The sequence below is a fragment of the Opitutus sp. GAS368 genome (assembly GCF_900104925.1).
In the GTDB taxonomy this organism is placed as follows: Bacteria; Verrucomicrobiota; Verrucomicrobiia; order Opitutales; family Opitutaceae; genus Lacunisphaera.
This window is the reverse complement of record NZ_LT629735.1, coordinates 582,121-605,634: the sequence shown is the minus strand read 5'-3', so window position 1 is coordinate 605,634 and position 23,514 is coordinate 582,121. Positions and strand designations below refer to the sequence as shown.

Below are 23,514 nucleotides of genomic sequence, written 5' to 3'. Positions count from 1 at the left end.
AGGGGGCGGCTGATCGCCGCCCTCTCTGCCTGCGATTAGCGGGCCCCCGAAACCCACCGCGCAGGCGATCAGCCGGAGCGGTTTCTGTGGATTTCATCATTGGTGAAATCTCATTAGTGGTCCTTTTCAGAGGTTTGAAGACACACCCTAACACTACTCCGTTAAGTATATGATGCCCCGGGCGACACACCCCGCCTTGCCGGGCACCCCTCTCCAGGGGGGACCCAAACCTACGCCGGCGATAATCCCCTTGGAGAGGGGCCTGTCGGCCATAGGCCCGGCGACAGCTGATGGCGCGCAGCGCCGGTGTGTGTTTCTGACGTAACGGAGTCGTGCTAAGTTGAAATGTAGTCGTCGCAATTCCAGGGGTAGGGCGCACAGGCCCGGTGCGCCGAGACCGGGTTGGCACACGCACGGCGGAGCGGGCCGCTCCGCCCTACCTTTTTGCGGCCATGCTATTACTTAAACCGCTGTAGCTGCTCAGAAAAGCCGGTGTTCCGCGCATTGGTAGTGGGTCAGTTTGATGTAGGTCGGGCGTAAAGAGCCCGACATTCCACGCGACCTGTCGGGGATAAACCCCGACCTACAACAGCGAAGAAACCAAACTGACCCATTACCCGCGCATTGACGGGGTTGGATTCGTCCGCTATCAACCAGTGACCGACTTTCTGCGGGGCCACGCGAAGAGGCGGACAAAGGCTTTCGTCCGTGTGACGCCAAGTCACGACCGGGAGAAGCCACTGATAAATTCCTCCATGCCTCAGTCACTCCGCTATGTCGTGCGTTCACTGCTGGGCGCACCCGCCTTCACCGCCATCGCGGTCGTCACCCTGGCGCTGGGCATCGGGGTCAACTCGTCGATGTATTCAGTGATGAATGCCCTGATGTTTTCGACCGTCCCTTTCCCGCGCCCCGATTCCATCGTCTCGCTGTTTGGCCGAAGTCCCGAAGCCCAGGTAAATGGCTTTTCCGCTCCCGAACTGAATGAACTCCGCGCGCACCCCGCCCAGGCGTTTGTCGCCATAGCCCCCCTCCAGCAGACCCGGGAGGCCGTTATTCTATCCGATCAGGTGTCCGAGGAAAAACAGGGTGTGAGAGCGCATGCCGACTTGTTCAAGGTTCTCGAGACTCCGCCCCTGCTCGGTCGCACCTTCAGCACGGAGGAATGCGTGAATGGCCGGGATGCCGTCGTGCTGATCACCGAGGCCCTCTGGCGCAAACAATTTGGCGCCAAACCCGAGGTCCTCGGCCAGACGATGCGCATCAGCGCCCGTGTTTTCACCATTATCGGTGTTTTGCCCAAGGTGTATTCGTCGGCCATTCTGTTTGGCGAATGCGAGTATTTCCGTCCCTTGGTTTATACCCCCGATCAGGAGGCCAGTCGTAATCGGCGGGAATTTGGCTGCCTGGCCCGGCTCGCCCCCGGATTCACCCCGACGCAAGCCATGGCCAATTTGACCGCGCTGACGGATCGTTGGGCCAAGGACACCCCCATCCTCTATCCCAAATACAATATTACCGTTCGCCAGACGGGGCAGGCCGGTCGTTCTGGAAATTTTTCCATCATCGGCCTGCAAATGGGCGTGGCCGCGGCCATTCTGGCCATCGCCTGCGCCAATCTCGCCAATTTGCAGATGGCCCGCGCCGTCACCCGCCTCCGCGACCTCGCCATCCGTTCCGCGCTCGGAGCCAGTCGCTGGATGCTGATCAAACAGCAATTGCTCGAGTCGCTGGTGATAGCGGCGGCCGGCGGAGCCCTCGGCCTGCTGATTGCGAGGTGGTGCAACGAACTGGTCGGCCGCAACATCAAGACCGGGATAAATTCCACCATGGAGCTCTCCATCGACGCCCGGGTGCTCGGCTTCACCGCCGCGCTCTCGATCCTTTCCGGTCTCTGCTTTGGCCTGGTCCCCGCCTGGCTCGCCTCCCGCACGGACGTCAACATGGCCCTCAAGCAGCAAACCCGCAGCGCTTCAGGCAGCAAAACCCAAGGTTTGATTCGCAGCCTGCTCGTCATCGGCCAGGTCGCGCTTTCGCTCGCCATGCTGTCGGTCGCGGGAATGATGATTCACGGACTCGGGCATATCCTTAACTTCCGCCCCGCTTGGGACAGTGAGTCCATCCTCACTTCCAACGTTCAGGTGGAGGAAGCGGCCTATGGCGACCCGGCGAAGGCCCGGGCCCTCTATGAAGCGCTGGGTGTCCGCCTGGCGCGCATCCCCGGCGTGGAGGCTTCCACGATCGCCTCGATGCTACCCGATCAGCGTGGCTGGCTGGAGGATGCTTTCATTGAAGGCCAGGACTTTTCTCTCCCGACCCGGTCCAGGGCCAATATGTTTCTGGTCACGTCGGGTTATTTCAAAACGCTTGGCATTCGCCTGCTCGAAGGGAAAACATTTCCAGAGAATGTTTCCCCCGCTTCGGTCGAACAGGTCGTCATCAGTCAATCTTTGGCCAAACACTTCTGGCCCACCGGCGGTGCGCTCGGCAAACGCCTCGGCACCAAAAATCCTTCGGGCAAGGTCTCCTGGCGGGAAATCATCGGGGTGGTGGCCGATGCGGAACCCACCATCGTTTTCGGGGATCCTTATCCCCAGATGCAATGTTACTCCCATTTCATCTATCAGCCTTGGGCGTGGTTCCAAATCGCGCTTCGTGGGGACAATCCCGGTCGCTTCGAAAACGATCTCCGCCGGGCCGTATCCGAGGTGGCGCCCACGGCGACGCTGCGCACCGTCATGACCATTGCGGAAATGCGCGACAAAACGTTGCATAACCTGGTCGTGATCAATGCGGTCTTGCTCGGCTTCGCCTTGCTTGGTCTCACGCTGGCCAGTGTCGGTCTCTATGGCGTTGTGGCCCACAATGTAAACCAGCGCATGACGGAGTTTGGCATCCGCCTCGCGCTCGGTGCGCGGCAAACGGACCTGTTGCGCATCGTCCTGCGGCAAGGCCTGCGTCTGACTTTGATCGGTCTCGGCCTGGGCGCCATCGGTTCCTATGAACTCTGCCAGCTGCTGCAGCACAATCTCGGCCCGATCATCACCCAGAGCTACGTGATTCTCGGTGGCACCAGTGTGGCCATTTTTGCCGTCTCCCTCCTCGCCACCTGGGTGCCCGCCCGCCGCGCCACCGAGGCCGATCCCATCGTCGCGCTGCGTGCCGAGTAGCGAGTAGTGCGGGAAGCCATGGGGTCGCAGGGCGTCTTAGACTCGACGACGCCCTTCCTCCAGTAAAAATCCCCGGGGCAAGCCCGGGGCATTGGCCCAATCCCATGCGGGCGAGGTCGCCCGCTCTCCAGTTATACCAATCGCCTCAAGCTACTACACTCTACACCAAGGTCGCCAAGACCGCGAAGCAGATCCTGCGAGGGGAAATATCTCTGCGTTCTTTGCGGCCTTCGTGTAAAAGCTTTGGTGTTTGGTATTATTCGTTCTGGAGCCACGGCGACCTCGCCGTGGAATCTCAAGACCAAGCCGGAGCAAGCTGCTCCGGGGTATTGAACCCAAAGGGCATAAAAAAGGCCGCGCTGGTAGGCGCGGCCGGGTGACCAAGAATCGAAGGGGATCAGGCGATGGCGAGGCGGGCGGCCTCGAGCATGGCGGCGCTGAGGGGCTTGCTGGCGTCGGCGCCGAAAATGTGCAGCAGGGCCCACATCGTGCCGCCGGCGAGCACCAGCCCGATGAAGAACAGGATCGTGCAGAACACCTTGTCCCAGCGCAGGTGCATGAAGAAGAAGATGACGAACATGAACTTCACCGCGGAGAGGGTGCACAGCGCGGTAACGACGAACCATTTCACGATGGGCAGGTAGACCAGCACGACCTCCACGCCCGTGATGACGGACAGGATCATCGCGATCTGGATATAGAAATGGAACTTGCTCGGCTCGTGGTGGCCGGCGTCGGCGGTGGTGGCGGGGGCGGACATGGCGGGAAGGCGGAAGGGAGAAGGAAGAAGGCGGAAGGAGAGACCTGAAACTTGAGACCTGAAACCTGAGGATTGGTGGGAAGGACCGAAGGCTGAGAGCTGATTGCTGAACGCTTAAAGGTATTCCAGCAGGTAGACGGCGGTGAAGATGATGATCCAGACGATGTCGACGAAGTGCCAGTAGAGGCCGATGGCTTCGACATCGATGGCGTTCTTCTCGCCGAACTCGACGGCACCGCGGGTGCGGCCCAAAACGATGAGGGAGATAAGCCCCACAATGCCGGCGGCGAAGGGGATGGCGTGGTGGCGCAGGAGCTCGGGGAAGCTGGCGCCGTAGATGACCTCGATCATGCCCGGGACGAACCAGATGAAGGCGACGCCGAAGGTGACGGCGACGGCGAGCAGGTGGAGGAAGTTCAGCATGAGGCCGCCGCCGCGGCCGTCGGCGGGCTTGAAGGTGCGGACATACATCATGCCGAGCAGGAGCACGCCGATGGCGACGTGCGTGCCGTGGGTGCCGGTGAGGGTGAAGAAGGTGGAGCCGAAGATGCTGTTCGAGAGCGTCATCTTCTTCACGTAGACGAAGTGGGTGAACTCGAAGACCTGGCCGCCGAGGAAGATGCAGCCGAAGAACATCGTGCCGAGCAACATGGTGCGCGTGCTGCGCACGTTGCCCCGCTGGATGGCGTTCACGGCGAGCGCCATGAGCAGCGAGGACATGAGCAGGATGAACGTCGAGAAGGACGTGAGCTCGATGTTGAAGACCTGCGTCGGGACCGCGTTGCCCGGGGGCGGGTTGAGGCGGTAGACAAGGTGCGTCGAGATCAACGCGCCGAAGAACATGCAGTCCGAGGCGAGGAAGGCCCACCAAAGGAGCTTCTTGTTCGGGATGCCCGTCGCCGTCGTGGCGTCGTGATGATGGTCGATAGTGGCCGCGTGGCTGCTCATGAGGAAGGGATGTGAAGAGAGACCTGAAACTTGAAACCTGAGACCTGAGGATGATCAGTGGTGGTCGCCGCGGGACTCGGTGACCTTGCCGTCGGGGGCGATGTGGAGGTGGTAGCCGCCGGGGCCCTCGAGGGACCACAGGTAGCAGGCGGTGACCAGGATGCAGAGGCCGGTGATGGCGAGGGGCAGGTGCGAGGAGAGCATCTCCCGGTCGAACATCATGACCGGGTGGTGCATCTGCGCCATGTTGTAGGTGCCGATGAGCAGGCCGAAGGCGGCGATGATCGGATACCAGGACTGGTCGGGCATGTGGATGCCGCCGTGGGATTCCTCGGCCTTGATGTGCTCGGCCTTCTCCTTGGCGATCTCCTCCTGATGGTGCTTCTCATACCACCAGGCGTCGCGCGCGTGGACGGTCGGGATGGCGGCGAAGTTGTGCTCGGGCGGCGGGGAGGGGATGGACCACTCCATCGTGCGGCCGTCCCACGGGTCGTTGCCGGCCACCTTGCCCTTGAAGAAGCTCCAGACGAGGACGGCGAAGTAGGTGAAGATGCCGAGGCCGAGCAGGTAGGCGCCGCAGGAGGCGAAGAGGTTGCCCTCGTTCCAGCCCATGTTGGAGTCGTAGGTCCAGGTGCGGCGGGGCATGCCGTTCAGGCCGAGGAAGTGCATCGGGAAGAACGTGCAGTTGAAGCCGACGAAGATGAGCCAGAAGGAGAGCTTGCCCCAGAACTCCGGCACCATCCGGCCGAAGAACTTCGGGAACCAGTAGTGGATGGCCGCGAGCAGCGCGAAGGTGGCGCCGCCGATGAGCACGTAGTGGAAGTGGGCGATGACGAAGTAGCTGTCCTGCTGCTGGGCGTCGGCCGGCGCGGCGGAGTGCATGATGCCGGAAAAGCCGCCGAGCATGAACATCCAGATGAAGCCGAGGGCGAACATCATGGGCACGCGGGTCTGGATCTGGCCGCCCCAGAGGGTGCCGATCCAGTTGAAGATCTTGACGCCGGTCGGGACGGCGATGGCCATGGTGGCGAGCGCGAAGGCCGCGGTGGCGACGTTGCCCAGGCCGGTGGTGAACATGTGGTGGCTCCACACGCCGAAGCCGATGAAGCCGATCGCCACGCCGGAGAACACGATGATCGGGTAGCCGAAGAGCGGCTTGCGCGAGAAGGTCGGCAGGATCTCCGAGACGTAGCCCATCGGGGGCAGAATGAGGATGTAGACCTCGGGGTGGCCGAACACCCAGAAGAGGTGCTGCCAGAGGATGGGCTGGCCGCCGCCGGAGACCTCGAAGAAGTTCGTGCCGAAGTTGCGGTCGAACATGACCTCGACCAGCGCGATGGCGATGGCGGGGAGGGCGAGGATGAGCAGGAAGCTGGTGACAAGTGCCATCCACGTGAACACCGGCAGGCGCATCATCGTCAGACCCGGGGCCCGCATGTTGATGATCGTGACAATGAAGTTCAGCGAGGCGACGATGGAGGAGAGACCGAGCACCTGCAGGCCGAACACCCAGAGGTCGGTGGAGAGCTGCGGGGTGAAGGTCTTGGAGGTGAGGGGGGCGTAGCCGAACCAGCCGATGGAGGGGGCGCCGCCGAACTTCCACGCCGGGACGAAGTGGGAGAGCCAGCCGACGTTGAGCAGGATGGCGCCGACGACCCAGACCCAGAGCGAGAAGGAGTTGAGGCGGGGGAAGGCGACATCGCGCGCGCCGACCTGGAGCGGGATGAGCAGGTTGAAGAACGCCGCGTTCAACGGCATGACCGCGAGGAAGATCATCGTGGTGCCGTGCATCGTGAACAGCTCGTTGTAGGTCTGCGCCTCGAGGAAATGGTTGTTCGGGACGATGAGCTGGGTGCGGATCAGCAGGGCCTCGAGGCCGCCGATGAGGAAGAACAGGATGGCGAAGCCACCGTAGAGCATGCCGATCTTCTTATGATCGACGGTGGTCAGCCAGCCGATGAGGCCCGTCTTGGCCGTCGGGCGGGCGAACAATTCGAAGGTCGCCTTCTTGGCCGGGGCGTGGGCGCCGCCGGTATAAGCGTGTTTTGCCAGTGCTTCTGCCATGGGAGTGGGAGGAAAGAGTGAGAGGGAGGAGGGAGGACCTACAGGTTTGTCATTCTGGGCGCAGCGAAGAATCCAGTGGGATGAGGGCGAGCGGTTAGGCTGATGGATTCTTCACTTCGTTCAAAATGACAGAAAAATGAATGGGCGGCTCACTTGAGGCTGTGCAGGTAGGCGACGAGGGCGTTGATCTCCGTGTCGTTGAGCGTGAAGTTCTGCTTCCACTTCGCGTTGTCGCCGGAGCCTTCCTGGACCATGTAGCCGCCGAAATACATCTTGTTGCCGGGTTTGAAGTGCACCGGGTCGTGGAGCCACTGGCTGACGCGCTCCTTGGTGTTCTCCAGCACGCCGGCGGCGATGGTCGAGCGGGCGCCGACGCGGGTCAGGTCGGGGCCGGTGATGCCGATGCCCTCGTGGCCGCGGACGGTGTGGCAGGAGACGCAGGTCTTTTCCGAGAACAGCTTGCGGCCCTGGGCGACCAGCGCGGGATTCTCGTCCTGCTCGACGTCCTGCTGCTTGTGCCAGGCGGCGAGCGGGTTGGCGTCAAACTCGGGCGAGCCGGACAGCGCGCGGCCGTCATCGAGCTTCAGGCTGGCGAACTGGACGCGAGGCCGGTCGGCCGCGGCGGCGAGGGACTTGGCCGTGACGCTGCGGGCGGGCTGCTTCTGGTTGGCGAGCCACTTGTCGTAATCGGCCCGGTCGAGCGCGATGACGCGGAAGCGCATGACGGCGTGGGACTCGCCACAATACTCGGCGCACTGGCCGTAGTAGTAGCCGGGGTGGTCCGCCTTGAACCAGAGGAAATTGGCGCGGTTGGGCATCATGTCCACCTTGCCGGCCAGCTTGGGGACCCAGAAGCTGTGGATGACGTCGACCGTGCGCACCTGCACGCGGACGGGCCGGCCGGCGGGGACGACGAGCTCGTTGCCCGTCACGAGGGGTGTCTCGCCGCCGGCGGGGAGCTTCACCATCTCGGTGTCATACCTGAATTGGAACCACCACTGGTAGCCGGTGGCGGTGACATCGAGGGCGTTGCCCTTTTCCTCGTTGGGGACGTCGTTGGTATACCAGATGTCGCGGACGGTCGGGACGGCGATGATGACAAGCAGGAGGACGGAGAAGGCGATCAGGCCGACCTCGATCAACGGATTGCCGTGGCCCTGTGGTGGCGGCACGGACTTGTCGGCGGTGTCGTCCTTGGCCCGGAACTTGATCTGGGCGTAGGCCAGGACAGTTCCAACCACGATGAAGATGAAGGTCGTCACGTAGACCGTGATCATGAACAGGTCCCACTGCCGGGAGGCGACGGGGCCCGCGGTGACCATGGTGGACTGGGGGCCGCTGAGGCTGAAGACCTGGTGCAGCTTGTTGCAGCCGGTGAGCAGGACCAGGCCGAGGCTGGCAAGAAAAGCGGGGGCAAAGCGGAAAACTTTGCGGTAAACGGGACGTGTGCGGGTCATGTGTAACATTGGCGGCATCAGCGGTGTGCGCTGCAGCGAGTGTGCAGGGCCAGCGTTTGGAAAAAGAAATCCATTTCAACTACAAAACCACGCCTAAAAGCGGGCCGCAGCCCGGGTATTAACCCTCGCTGGCTGGAGTATTAGTGACGCACAAACCTGACCTCTGGCATTGCACATCGCGGCCGGCTGTGTGATAGTTGTGGCCCATGAAAAAACACCTCCTCCTCCCCGTGCTGGCGGGCAGCCTGCTTCTGGCGGGCTGCGGCCAGAAAGACCAGGCCGCCGCTTCGGCGACTCCCGCCCAGACGGCTCCGGCGGTCGCAGCCTTCGAATTTACCGCGAACGACACGATGAAGTATAACCTTACCCAGATTGAGGTTAAGGCCGGTCAGGACGTCAAAGTCACCCTGACCAACACCGGCACCATGCCGAAGGCCGCCATGGCCCACAACTGGATCCTCCTGAAGAAGGGCACCGATCCGAAGGCCTTCGTTGACTCCGCCATCACCGCGATGGCCACGGATTACATCCCCGCCGCCGCCGACCAGATCATCGTCCACACCAAGCTCCTCGGCGCCAAGCAGAGCGATGAGATCACCTTCAAGGCCCCGACCGAGCCGGGCGAATACCCGTTCGTCTGCAGCTTCCCGGCACACTTCCAGTCGGGCATGCATGGCGTGATGATCGTCAAGTAAGCGACGACCAGCCGATTTGTCCCAAGCCGGCCTGCGGGCCGGCTTTTCATTTGGAGGGCCCACGTCCCCGTGGGCCGCGGCCCGTCAGGAGACGGGCCCTCCACAGAATATTATCAGCCTCAGCGCTGCAGGACGGCCTGGGTCATCTCGCTCACGATGGGCTTCAACTCGGGCCAGGGCGGCCGGGCGGAGAATTCGCGCGCCGGCACCTTGTCGGTAGAGTTGTTCGCCAGCCGCAACACATGGTGCGATTCGCCGTCGCGGATCAGGTCCAGCTCGGCGATGGGCTCGTTCCGGGCGTTGATGATCCGGCAGAAGTAGACGAGGTTGGGGCTGGCCGGGTCCAGATTCTCATAAACGTAGACCCGGTGCATTTTCAACGGCAGTTGATCCACGCAGAGGCTCGTGGTGTTTAGCGCGGAGGGATCGCGCCGTTCGCGGAGGATGCGCAGGGCGTAGTCGCGTGCGACCGCCGCATCGGCCCACAACCCAAGCGCGTTCAGCGTCTGGACGAGCTTCCGGGCGACCTGGAAATCGTCGGGGGTGAGCTGCTGGGTGTGGCGCCATTGCGCCAAGGCCGCCCCGTAACGCTCCAGGTCGTAATCGGCCTGCCCGGCATTGTAACTGGCGTCCGCGTTTCGAGGGTCGAGGCGCGCGGCCGCTTCGAAATACCGCAAGGACTCCTCCTTCGTGGTTGGGTTGGAGGAGAGCAGCACCCCGAGGTTGTAGTGGGCGGCGGCGAGGGTCGGATCGAGCGCAATCGCGTGCCGGTAGGCGGCCACGGCATCGACTGGTCGCTCCACGCGGGAAAGGACCCAACCGCGGGCGTATTCGAGCGTGGCATCGGACGTGCCGTGGCCGGCCAGCGCCTCGAGCTTCTGGAGCGCGCCCTGCAGTTCACCGGGTTTCTCCTGATTCGCGATGGCCTGCCCGAGAATGCTCCGCGCCTGGTCGCCCGTGCTTTGCGCGGGCAGTGCCGGGGCCAGACTCAACCCAAGAACGAGGACGGCCAGTCCCCGCCACGCGGCCGATTGCAGGATGCGCTTCACGCGCTCCGTCTACGGTCCGGGGCGCACCGTCGCAAGGGCGAACTCGGACGTCAGCCGGCCGGCACCGCGGGCCACCACTGATAGAGGAAGAAATACACCAGCACGCCGGTCACCGACACGTAATACCAGATCGGGAAGGTGAACTTCGCCCACCGCTTGTGCGAGACGTAGTCGCCCTTGAGGGCGAACAGGAGCGTCCGCGGCACCAGGTAGGCGATGGCGATCGCCAGGATGATGTGCGAGGTGAGCATCGTGTAATAGAACGCCCGCAGAAACGCCGTCTCGCCGCCGAACGGCGTGTGCACACCGCGGATGAGGATCTTGTGCGTCACGTAGCCGACGAGGAACAGCGCCGACACGACCGAGGCGCTCATCATGGCGGCGCGGTGCAGGTCGCGCTGGCCGCGCTTGATGAAGACGTAGCCCGCGGTGATGAGCACCGTGGCGGTGGCGTTGAGCGCGGCGTTGAGCGTGGGGATGTCGTGGACGGTCATGAAAACAGAGGGGCTTTACACCAAGAACGCAAAGGGAGCGAAGGTAAGGCGGATCTTGGCGTTCTTTGCGATCTTGGTGTGGAAAATCAGAATCTGAAAATCAAGCGGTCGGCCAGCAGCACACCCAGCAGCAGCGGCAGATAGGCGATCGAGATGAGGAACAGCCGGCGCGCCTCGGTTTCGCGCCGGGCCGGGTTGAGGAAAGTGATCGTTGATTTCAGGATCCACAGGCCGAGCACCGCCGCGAAGGCGAAATAATACCACGAGCAGTAGCCGAGCAGGGTGGGCAGGGCGCTGGCCGCGACCAGCAGCACGCTCCAGATGAAGGCCCGGCGCGACACCCGGCGGCCGCTCGGATCGGTGACCGAGATCATCCGCATGCCGGCGGCGGCGTAGTCCTTGCGGTAGGTCCAGCACAGTGCGAAGAAGTGCGGCATCTGCCAGGTGTAGAGGATGGCGAAGAGCGACCAGCCGAGCGGGTCGTTGGAGCGGCCGGCCGCGGCCCAGCCGATCATCGGGGGCAGCGCGCCGCTGATGGCGCCGATCTCGGTGTTCCAGCGCGACCAGCGCTTGGCCGGCGTATAGATGGCGAGGTAGGCCACGATGGTGGCGAGCGCGAGGAAGGAGGACATGCCGTTGACCTGCCGGAACAGCACGGCGAGGCCGGCGATGCACATCAGCCAGCCGACGATGAAGGCCGAGCCGGGCTGGATGACGCCGGTGGGGATGGGCCGGTCGGCCGTGCGCTTCATCTTCGCGTCGAGTTCGCTCTCCATCCACTGGTTGAGCGCCGCCACGCCACCGGCGCACAGCGCCGTGCCGAGCATGAGATAAAGCGTCCGCGCCCAGTCCCAATATGGCAGCGCCGCCAGGTAGCCGACCATGGCGGTGATGACCGACATGAAGCTCAGCCGCGGCTTGGTCAGCTCGAGGTAATGCCGCCACGTCGCGGGCGAGGCGGGGGCGGCGAGTCCGGTCGGGAGCTGTTCCTCGGTCTGGGTCATGGGTGGGCCTTTTCAATCGAGCCCCGCCCGGTGAAAAACGCCACCACGAACGTCGTGGCGAGCGTCAGCGCGCCGACCAGCACGTGCCCCGTGGTCATGGCGACGCTGCGGCCGGTCCAGATGACCTGCGCGCCGAGGGTGATCTGCAGCGTGACCAGGGCGACCAGCAGCACGCTGCAGCCGCGCAGGAACGGCGTGAGCGTTTTCTCGCGCCAGAGGAAGTGGCCGTAAACCAGCACCATGACGCCGATGAGCGCCGCCATCGCGCGGTGCAGGAAGTGCAGCACGACCTTGTAGTCCCACGCCGCCGGCAGCAGGCCGCCCTCCGGGGTCGAGTAGGGGAAGGTCGGGATCGCGAGGCCGGCGTAGTTGTGCCGCATGGTCGAGGCGACAGTCAGCTGCACGAGCAGGAGCGCCACGCACCACCAGCCCAACCGGCGCACGCGATCGCCGGCGGCGCCGAAGGAATTCTCCACCCACGGCCGCGAGACGCCGGCGGCGATGGCGAAAAGCATACACACATAGACCTGCGCCAGCACGCCGTGCGGGATGCGCAGCATCTGGCCGAGGGACATGTCAAAACCCGGCACGTGCACCGGGTCTAACAGCACGCGCGTGCCGCCGAGGACACCCTGGAAAATGACGATGGCCAGCGCCCACCAGCCGAGCTTCCGCAGCCAGGCGCGCGATTCGGCGCGGTGCAGCCAGACGGCGAGGACGATCGTGATGAGGCCCATCATCGTGCCGCTCAGCCGGTGCGAGTGTTCGGCGAACTTGTCGATCTCGGTCAACCACCCGTGCGGGTTGACCGAGCCGTTGGACAGCGGCCAGTCGGGGAAAGCCATGCCGGCGCCGATGGTGGTGGTGAACGCCCCGAGCGCCACGAGCACGAACACCCACGCGCTGCCAACGGCGGCGAACCAGGCGAGGCCGGCTTTGTAGGTGGGGGTGCGGGTCATCGGTTTAGTGTAGGGGCGTCCCTTGCGGACGCCCGCGGGCGCCGTCGAGCGGCGCCCCTACAAGGACAGAGCGGGGAATGTGGTCGAAGCTCATTATGAGGCCGGAAAGTCGAAGTGATACCCGGCATGCGGGCAGCGCAAACCTTTTGACAATTCGCGTGTCTGGCAAAGGTATGTGTCTGATGAAGCCCAGTTATTCGCCCCCCGTGCGGCTGGCCGCATGTTTGCTAATGGCGGCCGTGGCGTGGATCGCACCGGGCTGCGCCAAGCAGGAGGCGCCGGCCGCGGTGCCCGCCGCCCCCGCCGAGAAGCGCTACCCGCTGACGGGCGAGATCGTGAAGGCCGACGTCGAGCACAGCCAGCTCATCGTCATGCATGATGAGATCAAGGGCTTCATGGGGGCCATGACGATGGAGTTCAAGGTGTCGAAGGGCGACCTGGCGATCGCGAAGCCCGGCGAGCACATCCGCGCCGAGCTGGTGGTGCGCGACAACGGCCTGTATCTGGAGAAAATCTGGCCCGACGACGCCGCCACGCAGCGCGCGCTCGATGCCGCGGCGAAGGCTCTCGCGCAGGACACGGCGATGCGCGGCAGGGAGGCCTACCGCGAGATCGGCGAGAACCTGCCCGAGTTCACCCTGCTGGATCAGGAGGGTCGCGCGGTGGCCGGCAGCCGGTTCCGCGGCAAGCAGATCGTGCTCAACTTCATCTTCACCCGCTGCCCGATCGCCACGATGTGCCCGGCGTCCACCCAGCGGATGGCCGCGCTGCAAAAGGCGGCCAAAGAGGCCGGCGCGAAGGACTTCGAGCTCATCACCATCTCGCTCGACCCGGAATACGACACCCCGGGCGTGCTGAAGGAATACGCGCAGATCCGCGGCCTCGACACGTCGAACTGGTCGTTCCTCACCGGGCCCGACGCCGCCGTGCGCCACCTGCTGGCGCAGCTGGGCATCATTCGCGAATTCGAGGGCAATACCATCAAGCACACCCTCGCCACCGTCCTCATCAACGCGGAGGGCAAGATCAGCTACCGCGTCGACGGCAGCACCTGGCTGGTCGAGGACTTCGTCCGGCGGCTGAAGAAAGGATGAGCGAGCCGGCAAAATGTATTTTGCTGTCATTCTGAGCGTAGCGAAGAATCCATCAACATGACCGTCGGCGTGTATCATGCTGGATTCTTCGCTACGCTCAGAATGACAAATCGTGAGATTTAGGGGCGGCGAAACGTTCCACCCATGACCCCGCGCAACCAGATCATCCTCATCACCGCCGTGGCGCTGGCGCTCTACGTGGGTGTGCGGCTGCTGCCGACGGGCAGCAACCTCAACCACATGGATTTCCGGATGGAGGGGAAGGGTGTGCTCGAATTCTGCGATCCCGCGAACCCGCAGTTCATCCCGGTCGTCGCCGTGCGCTCGCCGGTCGTGGTCACGCTGACGGCCGACCGCGCCCCGGCGGTCGGCTCGCCGGTGAACTTCACGCTGAAGCTGGCCACCGCCAGCGGCAAGCCCGTCGCCCCGGCGGATCTCCTCGTCGCGCACACCCGCAAGCTGCACCTGCTCATCGTCGATCCCACGCTCAGCGACTACCAGCACGTGCACCCCGAGCCCGGCCGCCGGGACGGGGAGTGGAAGTTCACGCTGACGCCGGCCCGCCCCGGCACCTACCGGGTGTTCGCCGATTTCACGCCGGCCGCGACGCAGCGCGGCCTCTACGCCTCGGCCGATTTCACCGTGCCCGGCACCGTGGCCACGGTCACCCGCGAGCCGAACACGACGGCCCAGCTGGGCGGCTTCAACTTCGAGCTCGTGACGCCGCCGGTGTTCCAGGCCGGCAAGGTGGCGGACCTCAAGTTCCGGATCGAGAGCCAGGGCCGGGAGAAAATCCCCGTGCCGCTGCAGCCGGTGATGGGCGCCTTCGCCCATCTGGTGGCCTTCGACGAGGCCCGCAGCGGCTTTGCCCACCTGCATCCGGCCGAGATCGACCTGAGCAAGCCGCCCGACGCGCTGCGGCCCGAGCTGAATTTCAAGGTCACGATCCCGGCACCCGGCCGCTACGTCATCTGGGCGCAGGTCAACCTCGACGGCAGCGAGGCCTTCGTGCCCTTCTGGGTGGACGTGGCGCCGTGATTCGTTGGCAGGGCGAGTCGTCCCGACGAGCCGTTGATTCGCGGCTCATCCGGAGGATTCGCCCTACCGGTTTTGGGTCACACCGGTTCGCCGGAGAGCTCGAACACCTCGCCGCCGTCGGTGGAGAGGAAGCGGCCGAGCTCGGCGCCGGGAAAGCTGCCGAAGGTGCCCGGGTGGCAGCGCAGCAGGCCCTCGCGCGCGAGCTTCACAATGCTGCGCTGGTTGCGCTCGGGGTCGTTGCAGAAGTAGTGGTCGCGCGCCTTGTTCGGCCAGACAAGGCTGCCGCGGAGCACGTCGCCGATGAGCGCCTCGCCGCTGGCGAGCACCACGGAGGCCGAGCCGGGGGTGTGGCCCGGCGTCGGCACCACGCGGCCCCGGAGGCCGTAGGGCTCGAGCGCGATGCCCTGCTGGAAGACCAGGTCGGGCTCGAAGGCCTCGAACTCCTCGTCGACGAACGGGCGGAGGATGCGCCCAAGCGTGTCCTGCACGGCGATCACGCCGTTGCGCCCGGCCCGGACCAGCGCGGCGTCGCCGGCGTGGATCGCGACCTGCGCGCCGCTGCGGCGCTTCAATTCGGCGGCGCAGCCGGCGTGGTCGCTGTGGCCGTGGGTGAGCAGGATGAGCGCGAGCTGTCTCGGCTCGAGCCCGTGCGACTTGAGCGCCGCGAGGATGCGCCGGAGATCGCCCGGCGCGCCGGTATCCACCAGCACGGGTTTTTCGCCGGGCAGCAGGTAGCAGTTGGAAATCGCGCCTTTGATCCTGATCAGCATCGCGGCATTTCTTTAACCACGGATGACACGGATTAACACGGATAAATTCAGATAACCGTTATTCTGGGCGCAGCGAAGAATCTATCAGTGTGTCCGCCGGCGTGCATCGTCCTGGATTCTTCGCTGCGCTCAAAATGACAATCTAGAGTATTCATCCGCGTTCATCTGTGTAATCCGCGGAGAATCCCGCTTCGTTCAGAACTTCAGGTGCTTTACGGTGAGCCCGTTGTTGATGAGCTGCTTCAGGGAATCGATGCCGATGCGCAGGTGCATCGAGACGTGCTTGTCGTCGACGTTCTTGTCGCTCTCGGCGGTCTTGACGCCCTCGGGGGTCATCGGCTCGTCGGAGACGAGCAGGAGCGTGCCGGTGGGAATCTCGTTGGCGAAGCCGGTGGTGAAGATGGTGGCGGTCTCCATGTCCACGGCCATGGCGCGGACCTTCTTCAGGTATTTCTTGAAGTCCAGGTCGTGCTCCCAGACGCGGCGGTTGGTGGTGTAGACGGTGCCGGTCCAGTAGTCCTTCTTGTGATCGCGGATGGTGGTGGAGATCGCCTTTTGCAGCGCGAAGGAGGGCAGGGCGGGCACCTCGGGCGGGAAGTAGTCGTTGCTCGTGCCCTCGCCGCGGATGGCGGCGATGGGGAGGATGAGGCTGCCGATCTTGGCGCGGTGCTTGAGGCCGCCGCACTTGCCGAGGAACAGGACGGCCTCGGGATTGATGGCGCTGAGCAGGTCCATGACGGTGGCGGCGGTGGCGCTGCCCATGCCGAAGTTGATGATGGTGATGCCGTGCGCGGTGGCGCTGGGCATGGGCTTGTTCCGGCCGTGGACCGGCACGCGGTTCCAGTGGGCGAACAGCTCGACGTAGCGGTCGAAGTTGGTCAGCAGGATGTAGCGGCCGAAGTTCTTGAGGGGCACGCCCGTGTAGCGCGGCAGCCAGTTCTCGACGATTCTCTTCTTGGTTTCCATGAATGGGCTTTTGCCGGCAAAAAATTAACCCTGCCGCGGATTTCGGCGAGGCAAATCCTCCGGCGCCCCGGCCTACCAGCGGAGCGCGAGCGCGGCGCCCCAGGTGGCGGGGGCGCCCGGGGTGCCGTGCTTCACCCCGGGGATGATGGCGCTGTAGTAGGCCTTGTCGGTGAGGTTGCGGCCGAAAAGACGGATGTCGCCGCGGGCAAAGGCGTAGCCGGCCTCCGCGTCGACCAAGGAGTAGGAGCGCTGCGCCAGCGACGCCGTCTCCTTTTCGTCGTAGTAGGTGGTGCCGGTCCAGGTGAGCCCGGCGCCGGCGAAGAAACCGGTGGCGGGCCGGTAATCGACGCGCAGCGCGCCGTTGCCGGCCGGGGCGTAGGGCGCCTGGCGGCCCGAGTAAGTGGCGCCGGTGAACGGATCGGTGAAGTCCTCCAGCGTGGCGCGGGAGACGGAGGCCGCGAGGGTCACGCTGATGTCGTGGCCGGCCCGCCACACGGACTCCAGCTCAACGCCCAGCACCCGTGCGCGGCTGGCGTTGACGACGAGGTATTCGTCGGCGGTGGCGCCCGGCACGGCGAAGGAGCGTTCGATCTGGTAACCGCTGACACGGGAGACGTAGGCCCGGGCCGTGCAGCTGAGGTTGGAATCACGCGGCGCGGCGGTCACCGCGGCTTCCAGGCTCCAGGAGCTCTCGGGGCCGAAGCCCGCCAGGTCGGCCCGGCCCGTGTAGGCCGAGTAACCGCCGGGCTTGAAGCCGCGGCCCAGGGTGAGCGTGAAATCGGTCGTCTCGTCGAACCGGCGGCCCACGACGATGCTCGGGAGAAAGGCCGGCCAGGCGTCGTCGCGCCGCATCACGGTCGAGGACGGGATGGTCTCGATGCGTTCGAATTCCTTCGCGGTGCGTTCGACGCGCAGGCCGGGTGTGATCGACCAGCCCGGCGCGGGCGTGAAGGACACGCGGCCGGACAGCGCGAGCAGATCGGCGTCGGTGGTGAAAGCCGACCCCTCGACCGGAAAGCCGTTGAAGATGCGGTCGGCCGCGCCGCGGGTGCGGGAGGTCGAGTAGAACGCGCCGAGCGTCAGATGTTCGCCGGCATAGCGCAGCTCCTCGTTGAAGGTGCGTTGCGACTGGGTCAGCGCCGAGTCGAAGTTGACGCCGCCAAAGACGACCAAGCGGTTGGAGTAGGGGGACAGGTTCCAGTCGGAATAACTCGTGGTGGCCGTGAGCGTGGCGCCGGCCAGCCGCTTGGTGAGGCCGGCGGCGATCGCGGCGAAGTCCGCGTCGGACACGCCTTCCTTGCCGCGACTGACCTCGTAATACGGCCCACCGAGCGGGACGAGGGCCTGCGCGCCGTCGCGGGATTGCTGCCCGAGCAGATGCAGCGAGAGTTCCAGGTCCGGGGCCGGCCGGTAGTGCAGCTGGACGCGCCCGAACACGGCCCGGCGGTCATCCACGGTCTGCTTGAGCAAAGTATTCTCAATGTAACCGTCGCGCCGGCTCGTGCCGAGTTGCGCCGAGACGTCGGACTCCGTGCTGCGCGCCGTCTGGGCCGACACATTGAAAGCGAGCTGACCGTAGGAGCCCACGGTGGCGCCGAGGCGCGCCGTGCCGCTGGCGCCCGGGGCGGTGGAAGTGAACTGGATCACGCCGGCGTCGCCCGCCCGGCCGAAGAGCGTGGCGGCCTGCGGGCCGCGGTAGACGGTCATCCGGCCGAAATCATACAGCTCCGTGGGGAACGTGAAGCCGCTGGCGAGCGGGATGTCGTCGAGATAGACCGGCACCGAGGCGTCGCCGAAGAACGGCGTGTTGCCGAGTCCCCGCAGCGTGACCGTCTGACCGAAGCCGCGGGCGCCGGAATCGTTCACGGCGAGGCCGGCGACTTGCCGGGCGAGCCCGGCGAAAGCACCGTCTGCCAGGCCGTCGGCGACGGGGACGAGGCTGGGATGGTCGGCGGTCTGGTCCAGTCGCTCGTTGACCGAGAGGGTCGGGAGCTTGACGGCCTCAGGGGCGGCGGACTGGGCGAAAAGCGGGTGGGCGAACGCGCAGAGGCAGAGGGTGGTGAGGAAGGCCGGCGGACGGAGGGGCATGGAGGCGGACATTCAACCGCGGGAGGACAACCTGTAGAGCCTAAAATTGCCGGCATCGCACGCGGGTTCCAGTGGACGAACAGCTCGGCGTAGCGTCGAAGTTGGTCAGCAGGATGTAACGATCGAAGTTCTTGAGGGGCACGGCTGTGAAACGCGGCAGCCGGTCCTCGACGATTTCCTTCTGGTTTCTATGCGTGGGCTTTTGCGGCAAGAAATCAGCCCCGCCGAGGCTTTCTGCGAGGGAAATCTTATTGTAGGGCGGGATCACCGTATCCCGCCTGGAATATCGCCCTGATCACGAACCGGCGGGATGCGGTGATCCCGCCCTACATCATGCGTTCGCCAGCGTCGGCGAGATGTTCAGGTGCTCCTCGCCGGTGTATTTCGACGACTGCTCGTCGGCGTGGTAGCTCGAGCGCACGAGCGGGCCGCTCTCCACGACGCCAAAGCCGATGCCGAGGCAAAATTCCTTCCAGTGCTTGAACTCCTCGGGCGTCACCCAGCGGTCGATCTTCCAGTGCTGCGGGGTGGGCTGGAGATATTGGCCGAGCGTGAGGATATCGACCTTCTCGGCGGCGATGTCGCGCAGGCACTTTTCCACCTCGGCCGGCGTCTCGCCCAGGCCGAGCATGATGCCGGTCTTGGTCGTGAAGCCGCGCGCCTTGGCGTGGCGCAGCACGCTGAGGCTGCGCTCGTAGCGGGCCTGCACGCGGACGGGCTTCTGCAGGCGCTCGATCGTCTCGACGTTGTGGTTGAAGATGTCGGGCTTGGCGTCGAGCACGGTGTCGAGGTCGTGCATGCGGCCCTTCCAGTCGGGCGTGAGCACCTCGATCGCGCACTGCGGATTACGGTATTTCGTGGCGCGGATGGTCGCGGCCCAGACGCTGGCGCCGCCGTCCTTCAGGTCGTCGCGGGCGACGGAGGTGATGACGCAGTGCTTGAGGCCCATCTTGGCGACGGCGTCGGCCACGCGGGCGGGCTCGCCCAAGTCGAATTCGGTCGGCCGGCCGGTCTGGATCGCGCAGAAATTACAGGAACGCGTGCAGATGTTGCCCAGGATCATCACCGTCGCCGTGCCGCGCGACCAGCATTCGCCGATGTTGGGGCACTGCGCGCTCTGGCAAACGGTGTGGAGCTTGTTCTCCTCGACCAGCCGGCGCGTGGCCTGGTAGGCCGGGCCGGAGGGCAGCTTGGCGCGGAGCCAGTCGGGTTTGCGGTTGGTGGGCGTCATAGACCGGCGAAGAATCTCGGCAGGAGGGTCGAGAATTCAAGCGCCAATACGCGTTTCACCTCTTCGGCGGAGGGCGCCGACCCGAGCTCGGCGGCCAGGGAGGTGACGGTGCCGTCGGTGATGCCGCAGGGCACGATGCCGGTGAAGGGCGCGAGGTCGGCATCCACGTTGAGGGCGAAACCGTGATAGGTCGTCCACTTCTTTACCGCGACGCCGATGGCGGCGATCTTGCGCGGGCCGAGCCAGATGCCGGTCTTGCCCTCGCGGCGGGCCGCGGCGAGGCCGAAGGTGCCGACGGTGTTGATCAGGATCTGCTCGAGCAGGCGGAGGTAGGCGTGGAGGTCTTTTCGCGAGGCGAGATTGATGATCGGGTAACCGACGATCTGGCCGGGGCCGTGGTAGGTGATGTCGCCACCGCGGTTGGTCTTGCAGACCGCGATGCCGCGGCGGGTCAGCTCGGCCTCGTCCCAGATCAGGTGTTCCTCGGCGCCCTTGCGCACGCCGAGGGTGTAGACCGGGTCGTGCTCCGTGAAGACCAGCGTGTCGCCCGCCTCGCCGGCGTTGCGCCGGGCCACGAGTTCCTCCTGCCGCGACCAGGCATCGGCGTAGCCGGTGCGGCCCCAATCAAGGGTCGCGAGGGCCGGGGCGGCGGGGGCGGAGGTGCTCATGCGGCCGCCACTTTCGGCCAAGGCCGCCCTGAGCGCAACTTTTTCATGGGTGGAACCCGGCCTCCGGACGGGTTTTGGGCGCGCGCACGAATAACCTGCCCGGAGGTCAGGTTCCACCTTTGGAATACGATGACGCAGGGCCCGATCCGCATTAATTTCCAATTGCCCCCGGTGGGCCGGTGACCAAGCCTGCGCCATTCCATGAGCGACATTCCTCCGGACATTTCCCACGACCAGTATGCCGTGCGGCTCAAGAAGCTGCAGGACATGCGCGCGGCGGGCTCGGATCCCTTCCGTGCCAACGCCGTGCAGACCCATTTTTCGGGGGAGGCGCTGAAAGCCTACGTCGACGGCGCGGACTACAGCGTGCCGGTCAAGGTCGCCGGCCGCCTCGTCGTCATCCGCGACATGGGCAAGAGCCAGTTCGTCAAGATCCTCGACCAGCAGGGCCAGATCCAGCTCTACGTGAAGAAGGACCTGGTGGGCGACGACGCCTACGCGGCGTTCAAGAAGCTCGACCTCGGCGACATCATCGGCGCCGAGGGCGCGCTGTTCAAATCCAAGAGCGGCGAGGTCACCGTGCGGGTGGACAAGTATGTCCTCGTGTCCAAGGCGCTGCGTCCGCTGCCCGAGAAGTGGCACGGCCTGACCGACGCCGAGCAGGTTTACCGCCAGCGCTACCTCGACCTCATCGTCAACGAGGAGTCGCGGAAGCGCCTCATGCTGCGCAGCCGCATCGTCGCCAGCATCCGGCAGACGCTCGCCACCCGGAAATTTATCGAGGTGGAGACGCCCGTGCTCGAGGGCGTGGCCGGCGGCGCCGCGGCGCGGCCGTTTGTCACCCACCACAACGCGCTGGGCGTCGATTTCTACCTGCGCATCGCGCTCGAGCTGCGCCTCAAGCGCCTGCTCGTCGGCGGCTACGACCGCGTGTTCGAGATCGGCCGCATCTTCCGCAACGAGGGCGTGTCGCGGAAGCACAACCCCGAGTTCACCATGCTCGAGGTCTACCAGGCCTACTCGGATTTCCGCGGCATGATGGAGCTGCTCAAGGGCATCTTCACCGACATCTGCCGCGACGTCATCGGCGCGACCGAGATCAAGCACGCCGGCAGCGGCCAGTTGATCAACTTTGCCGGCGAGTGGCGCGAGGTGCGCTATTTCGACCTGATCGACGAGGCCGTGGGCTTCAAGCTCAGCGCGCTGCGCACCGCCGCCGACTACAAGGCGAAGGCCACGGAAGCCGCGCAGAAGCTCGGCCTCGAGATCCACCCGGCTTGGGAGACACACGAGATCGTTAACGAGATTTTCGGCAAGAAGATCGAGCCGACCCTCATCCAGCCGACCTTCGTCACGCACCTGCCCAAGGAGCTGTCGCCCCTGGCCAAGCTCAACGCCGAGGATCCGGCGTTGATCGACGTCTTCGAGTGCATCATCGGCGGCATGGAGGTCGCGCCCGCCTACTCCGAGCAGAACGACCCGTTCGTGCAGCGGGAGATGTTCGAGAAGCAGGTGGGCGAGGAGCAGCAGAAGATGGACACCGACTTCCTGCTCGCGCTCGAGCACGGCATGCCGCCCGCCGGCGGCATGGGCGTCGGCATCGACCGCCTGTGCATCCTGCTCACCGGCGCCGAGAGCATCCGCGACGTGATTTTGTTCCCGTCCCTGCGTCCTTCGGACGCAAAGGGCTGAAAACTGAAGGACTGAAAGCTGAACACACGCCGGGAAAATCCAGCCTTTCAGCCCTTCCAGCCTTCAGTCTTTCTTTCCCCATGCCCTGGCCCGTCTACCTCGCGCTGAAGCAGCTTTTCCCGTCGGGCCGCCGGGTGCCGTTTTTCACCCTGATCTCCGTGCTCGGTGTCGCGCTGGGCGTGGCGCTGATGCTGGTCACGATGAGCGTGATGGGCGGCTTCGGCCACCAGATCAAAACGATGATCATCGACACCCAGGGCGAGGTGCAGGTGAAGGCGTCCCTGCTGCTCGACCGGCCCGCGGCGGCGGAAGTGGAAAAAACCCTGGCGGCCACGCCGGGCGTGCAGGCCTTTGCCCCCTACGCGGCCGGCATGGTGATGCTCGAATACCAGAACCGGCCGGCCTTCCCGGCCATCCAGGGTTTCAATTACGCGCAGATGAAAAAGGTCGTGCCGCTCGACCGCTACCTGACCGCCGGCTCGCTCGAGCAACTGGACGACGACTCCATCATCCTGAGCTCGATCCTCGCCAACTCGCTGGGCGCGGGCGTGGGCGACACGGTCAGCATCTACTCGCCGCTGGCCCTGGAGCGCGCCCGGAAGAACGAGCTGCTGCTGCCGCGCGACGTGCGCGTGGCGGGCATCTTCGCGGTCGGCCACCAGCAGCTCGACAGCTCCACGGTGCTGTGCTCGCTGCGGCTGATGCAGGACCTCTACGGCCTCGAGCAACGGGTGCACGGCTACAACGTCCGCCTGCAGCCCGGGGCCGACGAATACGCCGTGGCGGCGGCGCTCAACCGGCAACTCCCCGCCGACACCCGGGCCCAGACCTGGTTCGAGTCCAACGCCGACTTCCAGGCCGTCCTCGCCTTCGAGCGGAACATGATCTTCTTCCTGCTCACGTTCATCATCGTCGTGGCGGCGTTCTCCATCACCAGCTCGCTGCTCGTGACGGTGGTGCGCAAGACCCGCGAGATCGGCCTGCTCGGCGCCATGGGCGGCCGGGCGCGGCACATCGCAGCATGCTTCTGCGTGCAGGGACTGGTCATCGGCCTGGGCGGCACCACGCTGGGCCTCGGCCTCGGCTTTGGTTTGCTGCATTACCGCAACGCCGTGGTGCATCTGATCGCCGGCCTGACAATGGGGCAGGAGGTGTTTGAGAAATTCTACCAGTTCAGCTCGCTGCCGGCCAATACCGAGCCAAGGGACGTGGTGCTGATCATCGGTTTTTCCATCGTCGCTTCGACCATCGCCGGCCTGATCCCCGCCTGGCGCGCGGCCAAGCTGCAACCCGTGGAGGCGCTGCGCTCTGAATAAGGGCTGAATGGCTGAAGAACTGAATAGCTGAAAGCTGGCGAACCCGCCCCC

20 protein-coding genes are annotated in these 23,514 nt (G+C 65.1%); 6 read left to right on the top strand and 14 right to left on the bottom strand.

From position 1 onward, the window contains the following. Positions 1 to 755: 755 nt before the first annotated feature. Positions 756 to 3,170 (top strand): ADOP family duplicated permease, encoded by a 2,415-nt coding sequence (locus BLU29_RS02605; RefSeq protein WP_091055022.1) that lies wholly within the window; start codon positions 756 to 758, stop codon positions 3,168 to 3,170. Between the two features lie 397 nt (positions 3,171 to 3,567). Here BLU29_RS02605 and BLU29_RS02600 read toward each other — a convergent pair whose 3' ends face one another. The 4 genes from BLU29_RS02600 to coxB all read right to left on the bottom strand — a co-directional run bounded on the left by BLU29_RS02600 (position 3,568) and on the right by coxB (position 8,399). After that, the gene (locus tag BLU29_RS02600) at positions 3,568 to 3,930 is read right to left on the bottom strand and encodes a cytochrome C oxidase subunit IV family protein (protein ID WP_091055021.1); all 363 of its coding nucleotides are present in this window, start codon (positions 3,928 to 3,930) and stop codon (positions 3,568 to 3,570) included. Positions 3,931 to 4,044: 114 nt separating this feature from the next. Then, positions 4,045 to 4,878: a heme-copper oxidase subunit III gene (locus BLU29_RS02595; RefSeq protein WP_091055020.1), complete on the bottom strand. Its 834-nt coding sequence runs from the start codon at positions 4,876 to 4,878 to the stop codon at positions 4,045 to 4,047. A gap of 54 nt (positions 4,879 to 4,932) precedes the next feature. Beyond that, positions 4,933 to 6,942 (bottom strand): cytochrome c oxidase subunit I, encoded by a 2,010-nt coding sequence (gene ctaD, locus BLU29_RS02590; protein WP_091055019.1) that lies wholly within the window; start codon positions 6,940 to 6,942, stop codon positions 4,933 to 4,935. 149 nt (positions 6,943 to 7,091) lie between these two features. Beyond that, the gene (gene coxB / locus BLU29_RS02585) at positions 7,092 to 8,399 is read right to left on the bottom strand and encodes a cytochrome c oxidase subunit II (protein ID WP_172830193.1); all 1,308 of its coding nucleotides are present in this window, start codon (positions 8,397 to 8,399) and stop codon (positions 7,092 to 7,094) included. A gap of 206 nt (positions 8,400 to 8,605) precedes the next feature. Here coxB and BLU29_RS02580 point away from each other — a divergent pair, with 206 nt between their 5' ends. Further along, complete coding sequence (locus BLU29_RS02580) at positions 8,606 to 9,094, top strand: plastocyanin/azurin family copper-binding protein (RefSeq protein WP_091055017.1); 489 nt, start codon at positions 8,606 to 8,608, stop codon at positions 9,092 to 9,094. Between the two features lie 119 nt (positions 9,095 to 9,213). Here the strand turns inward: BLU29_RS02580 and BLU29_RS02575 are convergent, their stop codons facing one another. From BLU29_RS02575 to BLU29_RS02560, 4 genes are all read right to left on the bottom strand, one after another. Further along, positions 9,214 to 10,143, bottom strand: coding sequence for a tetratricopeptide repeat protein (locus tag BLU29_RS02575; RefSeq protein ID WP_091055016.1), 930 nt, complete (start codon positions 10,141 to 10,143; stop codon positions 9,214 to 9,216). Positions 10,144 to 10,193: 50 nt separating this feature from the next. Then, a complete protein-coding gene (locus BLU29_RS02570) occupies positions 10,194 to 10,637 on the bottom strand; it encodes a DUF420 domain-containing protein (RefSeq protein WP_091055015.1) in 444 nt (147 codons plus the stop codon). An 86-nt stretch (positions 10,638 to 10,723) separates the two neighbouring features. Beyond that, entirely contained in the window at positions 10,724 to 11,641 is a 918-nt protein-coding gene (gene cyoE, locus BLU29_RS02565) for a heme o synthase (protein ID WP_091055014.1), read from the bottom strand. Then, positions 11,638 to 12,600 (bottom strand): COX15/CtaA family protein, encoded by a 963-nt coding sequence (locus tag BLU29_RS02560; protein WP_091055013.1) that lies wholly within the window; start codon positions 12,598 to 12,600, stop codon positions 11,638 to 11,640. Before BLU29_RS02560 ends, cyoE begins: the two co-directional genes overlap by 4 nt. A gap of 182 nt (positions 12,601 to 12,782) precedes the next feature. Here BLU29_RS02560 and BLU29_RS02555 point away from each other — a divergent pair, with 182 nt between their 5' ends. Together BLU29_RS02555 and BLU29_RS02550 are read left to right on the top strand one after the other, a co-directional pair. Next, the gene (locus tag BLU29_RS02555; protein WP_172830192.1) at positions 12,783 to 13,694 is read left to right on the top strand and encodes an SCO family protein; all 912 of its coding nucleotides are present in this window, start codon (positions 12,783 to 12,785) and stop codon (positions 13,692 to 13,694) included. A gap of 144 nt (positions 13,695 to 13,838) precedes the next feature. Then, positions 13,839 to 14,732 carry a hypothetical protein gene (locus tag BLU29_RS02550; protein WP_091055011.1) on the top strand — a complete coding sequence of 298 codons (894 nt, stop codon included), beginning with the start codon at positions 13,839 to 13,841 and terminating at the stop codon, positions 14,730 to 14,732. A gap of 77 nt (positions 14,733 to 14,809) precedes the next feature. On the opposite strand, the gene BLU29_RS02545 is transcribed toward BLU29_RS02550, so the two are convergent. The 6 genes from BLU29_RS02545 to lipB form a co-directional block, all read right to left on the bottom strand. Continuing rightward, positions 14,810 to 15,502, bottom strand: a complete 693-nt coding sequence (locus tag BLU29_RS02545) for an MBL fold metallo-hydrolase (protein ID WP_091055010.1) — start codon at positions 15,500 to 15,502, stop codon at positions 14,810 to 14,812. 195 nt (positions 15,503 to 15,697) lie between these two features. Further along, the gene (locus BLU29_RS02540) at positions 15,698 to 16,468 is read right to left on the bottom strand and encodes an AMP nucleosidase (protein WP_091055009.1); all 771 of its coding nucleotides are present in this window, start codon (positions 16,466 to 16,468) and stop codon (positions 15,698 to 15,700) included. A gap of 72 nt (positions 16,469 to 16,540) precedes the next feature. Further along, positions 16,541 to 18,556 (bottom strand): TonB-dependent receptor plug domain-containing protein, encoded by a 2,016-nt coding sequence (locus BLU29_RS02535; RefSeq protein ID WP_172830191.1) that lies wholly within the window; start codon positions 18,554 to 18,556, stop codon positions 16,541 to 16,543. A 40-nt stretch (positions 18,557 to 18,596) separates the two neighbouring features. Continuing rightward, positions 18,597 to 18,824: a hypothetical protein gene (locus tag BLU29_RS17805; RefSeq protein ID WP_157693566.1), complete on the bottom strand. Its 228-nt coding sequence runs from the start codon at positions 18,822 to 18,824 to the stop codon at positions 18,597 to 18,599. Between the two features lie 63 nt (positions 18,825 to 18,887). Beyond that, positions 18,888 to 19,787 carry a lipoyl synthase gene (gene lipA, locus BLU29_RS02530; protein ID WP_091055007.1) on the bottom strand — a complete coding sequence of 300 codons (900 nt, stop codon included), beginning with the start codon at positions 19,785 to 19,787 and terminating at the stop codon, positions 18,888 to 18,890. Next, positions 19,784 to 20,455, bottom strand: a complete 672-nt coding sequence (gene lipB, locus BLU29_RS02525) for a lipoyl(octanoyl) transferase LipB (RefSeq protein WP_091060852.1) — start codon at positions 20,453 to 20,455, stop codon at positions 19,784 to 19,786. The genes lipA and lipB overlap by 4 nt, the downstream gene beginning before the upstream one ends. 201 nt (positions 20,456 to 20,656) lie before the next feature. Between lipB and lysS the strand changes: the two genes are divergently transcribed. Together lysS and BLU29_RS02515 are read left to right on the top strand one after the other, a co-directional pair. After that, complete coding sequence (lysS, locus tag BLU29_RS02520) at positions 20,657 to 22,147, top strand: lysine--tRNA ligase (RefSeq protein ID WP_091055006.1); 1,491 nt, start codon at positions 20,657 to 20,659, stop codon at positions 22,145 to 22,147. 80 nt (positions 22,148 to 22,227) lie between these two features. After that, entirely contained in the window at positions 22,228 to 23,463 is a 1,236-nt protein-coding gene (locus BLU29_RS02515; RefSeq protein ID WP_091055005.1) for an ABC transporter permease, read from the top strand. Positions 23,464 to 23,514 lie beyond the last annotated feature (51 nt).